Source organism: Sulfitobacter sp., from assembly GCF_036961165.1.
Classification (GTDB): domain Bacteria; phylum Pseudomonadota; class Alphaproteobacteria; order Rhodobacterales; family Rhodobacteraceae; genus Sulfitobacter.
Genome location: NZ_JBALVJ010000014.1, coordinates 65539 through 75536, shown reverse-complemented (window position 1 = coordinate 75536; position 9998 = coordinate 65539). Strand labels below are relative to the sequence as shown.

Here is a 9998-nt window from a genome sequence, read left to right as displayed (position 1 = left end):
AAGCGCCACAGCAGCTTTAAACGTATCTGAAAAGTTCCGTCGCTTTGTCATTCTCATATCCATTCGTTCGGGTTGGATAGATCTTAGCACGCTGTCCAATTTTGCCGGACCACTTCACTATTTCTTTGGCCGCATCTATCAACGCTTTCGCCGCGACTTCTATGCAAAGCCGCGCCCGTCTTAACCCCACGATGATCCTGGAAGGACCCACACCATGTTTAGTTTAGCTCTTCTGTATATCGCCCTTGGTTTCGTTGCTCTGGTAGCCCTCGCAGCCATGATCCTGCGCATTGGCACCCTGCTGGGTGATTGCCCACAAAGTCGCACCACCGCCCGTGCGGGCGCTGTAACCATCGCGACCGGGTTCTGCGCAATTGGCGCTGGCGGAGTGATTTTGATCGGCGCGGCTTTGCAATTGTTTGAGCACACGCCGTTTGCCAGCTTTCTTGGCGCATTGGGCTTTGCGGCCCTCTGCCTCGGGCTTGGCTTCACCCAAGCGGTCGGGACCCTGCGTGCCTTGATGTATGATGCAAAGCGCATTGCTGCCTGAAACGACTGTCTGACGCAGAGTGGGGCCTGCATTTAGAGCGGGCCCTTTTTACGTTGGTCGCAAACTGAACACATTCCGCCCCTTTTTGCGCCATGCACCCGCGCCAAGCTACCCTAAACAAATTGGGGAAGTGTCATGACAGGACCGTTGACCGCGCTGAATCTGGCGTTCGTCCATATTTTCAGCTTCAAAGGCCGTGCCACCCGTACCGAGTTCTGGTTGGTGACGCTGTTCTTTACAGTTTTGGGTGCTGTAGCCGTCGGTGCCGATGCCATGATGATTACTGCGATCACAAGCTCTGGCGATCCGGCCGCGGTTTACGCCCTGCGTCCGTTCGATTTTTACACAACCTATTACAGCTTGATCACAGCCATTCCATTCACAACGCTATCCGTGCGGCGCTTGCACGATGCCGGGTTCTCCGGCTTTTTCTGGCTGCTTAACGCGGTGCCATTTGTCGGTCCGCTTGCGCTTCTGGTGATGTACTGCCTGCCGTCCAGCAACAGGACGTCGGTGCATGGCACGCCCAAAGGGCCGCTTGCCAGCCCGACTGGCAAGCCTTTGACTGTGGATGTGCATAAACGCGCCATGCAGGGCTATGCCACGCTGTTTGATAGCAACAAACCCGTGACACAAGAAATGCAAGCTACGCGCAAGGCGGAAATTTATGACTATTACCGCAGCAAAGTCCTGAAATCCGCGTCGGCCTCTTAAGACTGCTCCTAGTAGGAGAAGTCGTCGTAGATCCGGCTAAGATCGCCGTTCCACTCACCGTGGTAGCAATCAAGAAGTTCATCAGCAGGCGTTTTGCCGGTTTGGATACTCTCTTTCAACGCGTTGAGGAAATGCGTCTCGTCCGGGACCAGCCCGCCTGCCCCGCTGCGGCCCCGCGCTTTCAGCCCGGCCTCTGACAAAGCGACCGCTTCGCGGGCGATGTCATGCATCTTGATCCCGTTCACTTCGGCCTGAAGACCATCAACGGAGGCCGCGACGCGCATCGCCTCGCGCGTTTCCGCATCCCAGCCTTTGACCAGATCCCACGCACCGTCGAGCGCGTTTTGATCATACATCAACCCGACCCAAAAAGCGGGCAATGCACACAGACGCCGCCACGGGCCGCCATCGGCACCGCGCATTTCAATATATTTCTTCATCCGCGCCTCAGGGAAAGCGGTGGTCAGGTGATCAGCCCAATCGCTGAGCGTTGGCGTCTCACCGGGAAGCGCGGGCAACTTGCCTGCCATGAAGTCACGGAATGACATGCCCAGCGCATCGATGTATTTGCCATCGCGGTAGACAAAATACATCGGCACATCGAGCGCGTAGTTCACCCAAGCTTCGAAACCGAAACCCTCTTCGAACACGAAAGGGATCATGCCGGTACGCGCAGCGTCCAGATCGCGCCACACGCGGCTGCGCCATGACTTATGGCCGTTCAGCTTACCTTCAAAAAACGGTGAATTGGCGAACAGAGCAGTCGCAACCGGCTGCAACGCCACCGCTACGCGCATCTTTTGCACCATGTCGGCCTCAGACCCAAAGTCGAGATTCACCTGAACCGTACATGTCCGGCGCATCATGACACGGCCCATTGTGCCGACCTTTGTCATGTAGTCATTCATCAACTTGTAGCGGCCCTTGGGCATCAGATCCATCTGCTCGTGGGTCCATTCGGGGGCAGCGCCCAGGCCGATAAAGCCCACGCCGATCTCATCGGCCACGTCTTTGACTTCGCGCAGGTGAATGTTCACCTCATCGCAAGTCTCATGGATGGTTTCGACCGGAGCACCCGAAAGCTCCAACTGGCCGCCCGGCTCAAGCGAGACATTTGCCCCGTCTTTTTCCAGCCCGATCAGCTTGCCACCCTCTTCCACAGGGGCCCAACCATGTCTGTCACGCAGACCTTCGAGCATCACGCGGATCGAGCGTTCGCCCTCATAGGGCAGCGGCAAATGCGTGTCTTTGCAATAGCCGAATTTCTCGTGCTCGGTGCCGATGCGCCACTGGTCCTTGGGTTTGCAGCCATCGGCAAGGTACTGTGCCAATTGGTCAAAATGTTCGATCGGGCCGCCGCCGGATTGTGGAATAGACATGCTTGGCACTCCGCTTAGGGTTCAGTCCGCAGCCTTGCGGAGTTTCTCTTGGTCGTCAATGCAGCAGGGTGTGGGCAGGACGCAAGGGTTTGCGCTCCCAAATCACAACCGTGTGGCCCTTTCCGGACCGCAACTCTGCCAGCATCCGTTCTGTACGCAGGCCCGGAAGCCGCGCAAATGCATCAAACAGCGCATCCGATCCAGCTGCATTTACCGGTATAAACACTGCTGCTTGCCCGGGTGCGTCCAACCGCCAATGCGCCGGCTTCAACGACGCATCAAGCGTCAGTCGCTCCAACGCTTGCACGGCAACCACGCCCCCCGTGAGCGGGCCGAAATAAGAAATCTGGCCCTCATCCACCTGAACGGCACCGGGACCATCACCCGTGCCGCGAAACCGTGCACGCTGCACGCCAACAAAACACAGCGCGGCGCCACCCAGCACCAAGGCCCAGCCTGGCACCGCCAGCAAACGGCCCGGTCCAATAATCCACCAAAGACCCAGCAGCGCCAAAGCGGCAGCAACCAGTACTTCGCGCCAGCGCCACAAAGCGGCTTTCGCTTCAGGTCGGAAAAACATCACGTATTCCTTCTATCACAACAGGTGCCTTGAGCATGGCCAGCGTAACTGCCGATACGGCGGAAACCGATACACTCATACCCGCGCGCGGCGATCGCATTGGCGGCAAAAAGAATCGCGGCCTCAACACCCGTACGACGCTGCTCTAACAATTGGGTCGCAACAATCGCCCCGCCAAGCCCCCGCCCCCGATAAGCAGGCGAAACATAAACGCCCCCGACTTGTACGGTCGTACCAACAGCCGCATTCAATGATGTCATCGCGACCGGCGTTCCGTCTCGTTCAAGAATTCGAGCCGCGTCATGCGCAGTGAAAACCTCGGCAGCCATAGTCCCTGACATTCCGCCAGCAGGCATCATTCCTGTATCACGGGCAAAGCCGTCAAACCATTCGGCCAACATCTGTACGTCCTGCGGGCCGGGTCTGCGCAGCCGTAAACCAGACTTGTCATGCGTTTTTAGATAATCAAGCGGCAGATGATAAAGCGGGTCCGTATCCCGCACGCTGAAAGCATCCTCCGCCAAGTCCAAGGCGTTGATCCACGCGTCCACCTGTTCCGGCACGCCGGTGAGACCGGCAATTGCCCGTCCCCTCAACGCAAGCGCCGCTGCGCACCAAAAAGTATCGCTCGCATCAGGAGCCTGACACATGAGATAGCCGCCGTTGGAGTACCCGACCACGCCGACTATCCCTTCATTTTCGTGCAGCCAGTAGGTTGTGCCGTGTCGATGCCAGCGGTTGCCCAGCCCGTGCGCCACGAGATTGCCGCGCAGGAACATCGACGTTTCCCCATATTGGGCCAAAAAGGCGTCTAGCGCGGCTGCGTCTGCCTGCCCCGCCTCGCGTAGCTGCACAAAGCAAGCCATCAGGTCCAGTCGCCATAGGTCTGCTGCCAAACCGTCATCGCGGCGACGGCCGCTGTGTCCGCCCGAAGGATTCGTGGCCCCAGTGATACCGCAACGGCATGCTCAAGCGCGTTCAGCTTTGCGCGCTCACGCTCGGAAAAGCCGCCCTCTGGTCCGATAAAGATGGCCCATGGCCCCACTGCACCCGCGACAAGGGCTGAGGAACGCGAAGAAGCCAGTGCCTCATCACAGAACATGATTTGACGGTTTGCATCCCAGTCCTGAAGTAACCGGTCGAAACGGCTTAGATCAGCCACTTCGGGCACAAAGGTTCCGCCGCATTGCTCTGCCGCTTCGACCGCATGTGCTTGGAGGCGGTCACGTTGGATACGGCCCGAGTTGGTGAACTCTGTCTGCACCGGCACGATTCGCGCTGCGCCCATCTCTGTCGCTTTTTCAACGATGAAATCAGTGCGAGCTTTTTTGATCGGCGCAAAGCACAGCCATAGGTCAGGGGGCATCTGCAAAGGTTTGGTTTGCGCAACACAACTCAGCACACCGCCGCGCTTGCCTGCTTCAACCACCTCGGCGCGCCATTCACCATCACGCCCGTTAAGCAGCAACACCTGCGCGCCCACTGCCTGCCGCATCACCCCAAAAAGGTAATGTGCCTGCCCTCGGTCCAAAGGAACCGATTGCCCCTCACCCAAAGGGTGCTCTACATACAATCTGATTTTCGCGTCCATAAGGATAGATATATGCAAGACAACGCCCCACCACCAGAGCCTGCGGAAGATGGCGTGGTTGCGGACGCTTATGCGCGCAACGGGGTTGACCTTTATGCACCTGCCGCAGCGCGACCCTATTTGCGCTTAAGCCGTGCCGACAGACCGATCGGCACTTGGCTCTTGCTGCTGCCTTGCTGGTGGGGATTGTCGCTGGCCATGCTTTATGATGGCCAGACGCACTGGCATGATCTGTGGATTTTCATCGGCTGCGCGATTGGCGCGTTCTTGATGCGCGGGGCGGGGTGCACGTGGAATGACATCACGGACCGAGATATCGACGCGCAGGTTGCGCGCACAAGGTCGCGGCCCATCCCTTCGGGTCAGGTCAGCATCAAAGGTGCCACCGCCTGGATGATTGCGCAGGCGCTCATTTCGTTTGCAATTCTGGTGTCATTCAACGCTGCCGCAATCCGGCTGGGGGTTCTCGCGCTAGTTCCCGTGGCGATCTATCCCTTCGCGAAACGATTTACGTGGTGGCCGCAGGTTTTTCTGGGGCTTGCGTTCAACTGGGGCGCGCTGCTGGCGTGGACTGCTCACACAGGTAGGCTCGATGCGCCTGCGGTGGTGCTCTATCTGGCGGGTATCGCTTGGACGCTGTTTTATGACACGATCTATGCGCATCAGGACACCGAAGATGATGCGCTGATCGGGGTTAAATCCACCGCGCGACTGTTCGGGGAGAACTCTGGTCAATGGCTGCGCCGTTTTCTTATGGGGACTGTCGGACTGATGGGCATAGCCGTTATCTTTGCCTCCCTGCCGCATGCATCTGTGCTGGCGATGGCCGTTGCAATTGCGGGGCCCTGGGCGATGGGCTGGCACATGGCGTGGCAATTGCGCGGGCTCGACATCCACAATTCCAAAAAAATGATGCAATTGTTCAGGGTCAATCGCGACACCGGCATGATTCCGCTGTTGTTTTTTGCTGCAGCGCTGTTCCTGTGATTGCACCAAGGGCGTCAGCGGCGTACTACCATGCCTAATTATTGAACTGTTACGAAAGTGCCCATGCGCCTCTCATCGCTGCTTACAATATTCCTGACTTTCGCCGCTGCCGCAGTGGTAGCCCTTGTGGCGGCCAACTTTTCCGTCAGCCTAATTGAAGACTCCTCTGAAATCGGCGTGCGTGATGCCTTGGATGAGAAGGGGATGACCTGGGCTGAGGTTGAGGCGAACGGCTTGCAAGTCTCGCTCTCGGGCACTGCACCTACCGAAGCTGTACGCTTTTCTGCGCTGACCACCGCCGGTTCTGTCGTAGATGCCGCGCGGGTGATTGATGACATGGGCGTGGCCGCGCAAGAAGCCCTTGCCCCACCAAAGTTCTCGGCCGAAATCCTACGCAATGACAGCGGCCTGTCCGTCATCGGGCTGATTCCGGCAAGCACTGACAAAGAATATGTGATTGCGCGCTTTAATAGCCTCGAAGGGTCAACCGGCGTTACTGACCTGATTGAAACCGCCGATTACCCCGCGCCTGAAGGCTGGGACAGCGCGTTGGATTTTGCACTGTCTGCCATGAGCAGCCTGCCCCGCGCCAAAGTTTCCGTTCAAGCCAACCGCGTGGCGATCACTGCCATCACTGACAGCGCACTGGAAAAGGCCCGTCTGGAGCAAAATCTGCGCCGCATGGTGCCGTCCCAAGTTACCTTGGTACTTGATATTGCCGCCCCCCGGCCTGTGATTACCCCGTTCACCACCCGCTTTCAGATCACTGAAGAGGGTGCAAGTTTTGACGCCTGTTCGGCCGACACCGACATCGCCGCCGAACGGATCGTCGCAGCTGCGAAAGCGGCAGGTGCAGAAGCGCCCCGTTGTACCGTTGGCCTTGGCGTTCCAACACCCAAATGGGCCGATGCGGTCACTGCCTCCATAAACGCGCTGGCCAAGCTCGGCGAAGGTTCGATCACCATTGTGGACGCTGATATCTCCCTGCTGGCCTCGGCAAACATCAGTCAGTCCGACTTTGACACCATCGTGGGAGAGCTGGAAAATGCACTTCCGGGCGTGTTTGCCCTGCAAGCCAAACTGCCACAGGCACAAGATCCCAACGCTGGCCCACCAGAATTCAACGCCACGCTTAGCCCCGAGGGCCAAGTACAGCTGCGCGGCCGCGTCAACGACGACGCCCTGCGTGAGCTAACAACCAGCTTTGCAAAAGCCCGCTTTGGCTCGACCAATGTCTACACTGCCACCCGCGTTGTCGAAGATCTGCCTGCGGACTGGACGACCCGTGTTCTGGCCGGGCTTGAGGGTCTTGGCAAACTCAGCAACGGCTCGTTGACTGTGACGCCTGACAACATTGTACTGACCGGCAACACCGGCAACCCACACGCCTCGACTGAGCTTGCCTCATTGATGGCTGGAAAGCTGGGCGAAGGCACTGCCTTTGATGTCAACGTTACCTATCAGAAACAGCTCGATCCTGTGCTGGGTCTGCCCACACCGAACGAATGCGAGGCCGAGATCGGCGCAATCGTCGCTGCCGGCAAAATCAACTTCGAGCCGGGCTCGGCTACCATTGACGCATCGGCTTTGGGAACGATGGATGATATCGCAGCCGTCCTGAAACGCTGCGGTGAGTTGCGGCTGGAAATCCAGGGCTACACCGACAGCCAAGGCCGCGAAGAGATGAACCTTGCCCTTAGCCAAAGCCGCGCCGAATCTGTTCTGAATGAATTACGCGCGCGCCGGGTTGTGACCGGCACCTTCAAAGCAGTAGGGTACGGAGAAGCCAGCCCGGTAGCCAGCAACGACTCCGAAGCAGGACGCGAAGCAAACCGCCGCATCGAGTTCCGCCTTATCCGCCCCGATACCGTTGCAACGCCAAGTGAAACAACGCTGGAAAATACCGCACAAAGCAGCGATACAGCACCAAATACGCCGACCGAAGAAAGCGCCACCGAATGAGCCGATTTGAATTTGTCGTCGCGACCGCCATCATTCTCTTTGTTGCCTTCTGCATGGGCTGGTTCGCCAATTGGCTTCTGCACCGCTTTACGCGGGTTGCTGCGGATGATGTGGCGCAACTGGACCGGATGAGCCAAGAATTGCATGAAGCAGAAGAAACGCGCGATCAGGCCATCACCTACCTGCAACAGCGCGAAGCAGAGCTGACAAATCAGCTATCCCAGACCGAGGCCGAATTACGCGCAGCTATGGATGGCCTGCGCGACGCACGTCACGAGGCCGAGGAAATGCGCGCCTACATTGAAAGCCAGCGCGCAAGCTGACTGCTCCCTATGGAACGGTCAGGCAGGCGCAATGCGCGTGTTTGCTGATCTGATGGGATGTGCTGCCCAGCACCAAAGCACTGAAATTTCCCAACCCGCGCCGTCCTGTCACGATAAGGTCAGCACCAACTTTTTCCGCACGGTCCAATACGTCCTGAGCTGGATCACCGTGGCCGATATGGGCTTCGACAGTTTTCACCCCTTCTTCAGCCGCCACGGCCAATGCACGCTCGGATAGCTTTTCCGCAGCTTCGCGCAGCAGTTCCTGCTGTGCTGCATTGGGCCCAACATAAAACCCCGAGATCGCATCAGCCGCATAGGTGACGGTTTCGTCCCTAGGCGTATGAACAATCTGGAGCTTGGAATTTGATTCTTTTGCGATACCGCAGGCAACGCGTAGCGCTCTATCAGACGCCTCTGACCCATCAACGCCGACAACAATCGATTTAAACACGCGATATCCTCCTGTGAAGTTATGACACTAGCCTAACAGACGCAGGGTATTTCATCCTTGATGTGGATCAATGCCGATTTTTCTACCAGCGGGACAACGCCGCTTCGTCTTCATCCGTCGCAGCAACCCATTCGGCCCCGGTGGCCGAGATTTCGCGCTTCCAGAATGGTGCGCGGGATTTCAGATAATCCATCAAAAACATCGCCGCCTCGAATGCATCCTTGCGGTGCCGCGACGCTGTTGCCACCATCATGATCATCTCGCCCGGTTGAAGTCGCCCGTGACGGTGGATAATCAAGGCATCGCCCAGCCCAAAGCGTTCGACCGCGCTTTGCGCCATGTCGGTGATCGCTTTCTCGGTCATGCTGGGATAATGCTCGATCTCCATTGCGTGCATGTTGTCATCTGGCAGATCGCGCACCAAACCGGTGAAAGTGACAATCGCGCCCATATCGCGATGTCCCGCCGCAAAAGCCGCCGATTCCGCGCCTAGATCAAATGCCGCTTCCTGAACGGAAATCCTCATATCACCCCCCCGTCATCGGCGGGAAGAACGCCACCTCACGCACGCCAGCAAGCGGTGCATCGAAGTCAGCCAGTTCTTGATCAACCGCGACACGCAATGCAGAGAGGTCTTCAAATGCGGCGGCATAGCGCTCTTCACGCGCGCGCAGCTCGGATACGAGATCGGCTACCGTGGCAGCATCCGTCTGCACCACTTCGCGCGGCACGCCGATACGCTCCCTCACCCATGCGAAATACAATACGTCCACTACCGGCCCTCCTTGAGATGCGGCATGGCTTTCATCAGGTAGTCCCAGCCCGTCACAGCCGTCAGAGCTGCCGCCAGCCACAGTAGCCAATGTCCGATCCGGCCAGACCACTCCATCGCGACAACCTTCCAGCGCAAGCCAAACACGTCTTCTTCATTACCTTTCAAGATGTCCTGAACCAGCGTGTCATCCATGCCGTAGATGCTCATCCCGAGATAGTGCTCGAAAACACCCTGACTGAACAGCACCGCAATCGCTGTCATCTGGAGAGCAGTCTTCCACTTCGCCAGCTTTGTAACCCTCAACGTACCAGCCGTATCACCGAGGTATTCTCGCAGACCGGACACGAAAACTTCGCGGAACAGAATTACGGTGGCAGGCAATACGAGCCAGGCTGACCAACTTGAGAAGCCGATGATCACCATCAGTGCGATCACAACCATCGCCTTATCGGCAATCGGATCCAGCATCGCACCCAGCTTGGTCTCTTGCTTCCAGGCCCGCGCAAGATAACCGTCAATCCAATCGGTCGCCGCCGCAGTTACAAACAGCACCAACGCGAACCAATCGGCATATGGTCGGGTAAAGTATAAAAACATCACGGCCACTGCGGGTGCTGCAAGCAGCCGCATGACGGTTAGAATATTTGGTAAATTCCACTTCATAATTGCATCCTACACCCACC

Annotated in this window: 14 protein-coding genes; 6 read left to right on the top strand and 8 right to left on the bottom strand. The window is 57.8% G+C overall.

Annotated features, from left to right (window positions below; all coding sequences use genetic code 11):
* From V7730_RS09065 to V7730_RS09055, 3 genes are all read left to right on the top strand, one after another.
* Positions 1–184: hypothetical protein (locus V7730_RS09065; protein ID WP_335747273.1), on the top strand; the 184-nt coding region annotated here is incomplete at its 5' end.
* Between the two features lie 30 nt (positions 185–214).
* Positions 215–550 (top strand): hypothetical protein, encoded by a 336-nt coding sequence (locus tag V7730_RS09060; RefSeq protein ID WP_335747272.1) that lies wholly within the window; start codon positions 215–217, stop codon positions 548–550.
* 135 nt (positions 551–685) lie between these two features.
* Positions 686–1264, top strand: a complete 579-nt coding sequence (locus V7730_RS09055) for a DUF805 domain-containing protein (RefSeq protein WP_335747271.1) — start codon at positions 686–688, stop codon at positions 1262–1264.
* A gap of 8 nt (positions 1265–1272) precedes the next feature.
* Here V7730_RS09055 and V7730_RS09050 read toward each other — a convergent pair whose 3' ends face one another.
* Genes V7730_RS09050 through V7730_RS09035 form a run of 4 tightly spaced genes read right to left on the bottom strand, consistent with a single transcriptional unit; the run spans position 1273 to position 4814 of the window.
* Positions 1273–2643, bottom strand: coding sequence for a glutamate--cysteine ligase (locus V7730_RS09050; protein ID WP_335747270.1), 1371 nt, complete (start codon positions 2641–2643; stop codon positions 1273–1275).
* Positions 2644–2698: 55 nt separating this feature from the next.
* Positions 2699–3226 (bottom strand): hypothetical protein, encoded by a 528-nt coding sequence (locus tag V7730_RS09045; protein WP_335747269.1) that lies wholly within the window; start codon positions 3224–3226, stop codon positions 2699–2701.
* Entirely contained in the window at positions 3223–4089 is an 867-nt protein-coding gene (locus tag V7730_RS09040; protein WP_335747268.1) for a GNAT family N-acetyltransferase, read from the bottom strand. Before V7730_RS09040 ends, V7730_RS09045 begins: the two co-directional genes overlap by 4 nt.
* The gene (locus V7730_RS09035; protein ID WP_335747277.1) at positions 4089–4814 is read right to left on the bottom strand and encodes a 16S rRNA (uracil(1498)-N(3))-methyltransferase; all 726 of its coding nucleotides are present in this window, start codon (positions 4812–4814) and stop codon (positions 4089–4091) included. Before V7730_RS09035 ends, V7730_RS09040 begins: the two co-directional genes overlap by 1 nt.
* A gap of 12 nt (positions 4815–4826) precedes the next feature.
* Between V7730_RS09035 and ubiA the strand changes: the two genes are divergently transcribed.
* The 3 genes from ubiA (at position 4827) to V7730_RS09020 (ending at position 8086) form a co-directional block, all read left to right on the top strand.
* The gene (gene ubiA, locus V7730_RS09030) at positions 4827–5801 is read left to right on the top strand and encodes a 4-hydroxybenzoate octaprenyltransferase (protein WP_335747267.1); all 975 of its coding nucleotides are present in this window, start codon (positions 4827–4829) and stop codon (positions 5799–5801) included.
* Between the two features lie 63 nt (positions 5802–5864).
* Positions 5865–7763, top strand: a complete 1899-nt coding sequence (locus V7730_RS09025; RefSeq protein ID WP_335747266.1) for an OmpA family protein — start codon at positions 5865–5867, stop codon at positions 7761–7763.
* Complete coding sequence (locus V7730_RS09020) at positions 7760–8086, top strand: hypothetical protein (protein WP_335747265.1); 327 nt, start codon at positions 7760–7762, stop codon at positions 8084–8086. The genes V7730_RS09025 and V7730_RS09020 overlap by 4 nt, the downstream gene beginning before the upstream one ends.
* A 7-nt stretch (positions 8087–8093) precedes the next feature.
* Here the strand turns inward: V7730_RS09020 and V7730_RS09015 are convergent, their stop codons facing one another.
* The 4 genes from V7730_RS09015 to pgsA form a co-directional block, all read right to left on the bottom strand.
* On the bottom strand, positions 8094–8540 hold the full coding sequence (locus V7730_RS09015) for a universal stress protein (RefSeq protein WP_335747264.1): 447 nt from the start codon (positions 8538–8540) through the stop codon (positions 8094–8096).
* 82 nt (positions 8541–8622) lie between these two features.
* Entirely contained in the window at positions 8623–9066 is a 444-nt protein-coding gene (locus V7730_RS09010; RefSeq protein ID WP_335747263.1) for a molybdenum cofactor biosynthesis protein MoaE, read from the bottom strand.
* A gap of 1 nt (position 9067) precedes the next feature.
* The gene (gene moaD, locus V7730_RS09005; RefSeq protein ID WP_335747262.1) at positions 9068–9313 is read right to left on the bottom strand and encodes a molybdopterin converting factor subunit 1; all 246 of its coding nucleotides are present in this window, start codon (positions 9311–9313) and stop codon (positions 9068–9070) included.
* Positions 9313–9978: a CDP-diacylglycerol--glycerol-3-phosphate 3-phosphatidyltransferase gene (gene pgsA / locus V7730_RS09000; protein WP_335747261.1), complete on the bottom strand. Its 666-nt coding sequence runs from the start codon at positions 9976–9978 to the stop codon at positions 9313–9315. Before pgsA ends, moaD begins: the two co-directional genes overlap by 1 nt.
* Positions 9979–9998 lie beyond the last annotated feature (20 nt).

Coding starts and splice junctions, on each gene's coding strand:
- V7730_RS09060 (WP_335747272.1), top strand. CDS start 215: ATGTTTAGTTTAGCTCTTCTGTATATCGCCCTTGGTTTCGTTGCTCTG.
- V7730_RS09055 (WP_335747271.1), top strand. CDS start 686: ATGACAGGACCGTTGACCGCGCTGAATCTGGCGTTCGTCCATATTTTC.
- V7730_RS09050 (WP_335747270.1), bottom strand. CDS start 2,643: ATGTCTATTCCACAATCCGGCGGCGGCCCGATCGAACATTTTGACCAA.
- V7730_RS09040 (WP_335747268.1), bottom strand. CDS start 4,089: ATGGCTTGCTTTGTGCAGCTACGCGAGGCGGGGCAGGCAGACGCAGCC.
- V7730_RS09035 (WP_335747277.1), bottom strand. CDS start 4,814: ATGGACGCGAAAATCAGATTGTATGTAGAGCACCCTTTGGGTGAGGGG.
- ubiA (WP_335747267.1), top strand. CDS start 4,827: ATGCAAGACAACGCCCCACCACCAGAGCCTGCGGAAGATGGCGTGGTT.
- V7730_RS09025 (WP_335747266.1), top strand. CDS start 5,865: ATGCGCCTCTCATCGCTGCTTACAATATTCCTGACTTTCGCCGCTGCC.
- V7730_RS09020 (WP_335747265.1), top strand. CDS start 7,760: ATGAGCCGATTTGAATTTGTCGTCGCGACCGCCATCATTCTCTTTGTT.
- V7730_RS09010 (WP_335747263.1), bottom strand. CDS start 9,066: ATGAGGATTTCCGTTCAGGAAGCGGCATTTGATCTAGGCGCGGAATCG.
- pgsA (WP_335747261.1), bottom strand. CDS start 9,978: ATGAAGTGGAATTTACCAAATATTCTAACCGTCATGCGGCTGCTTGCA.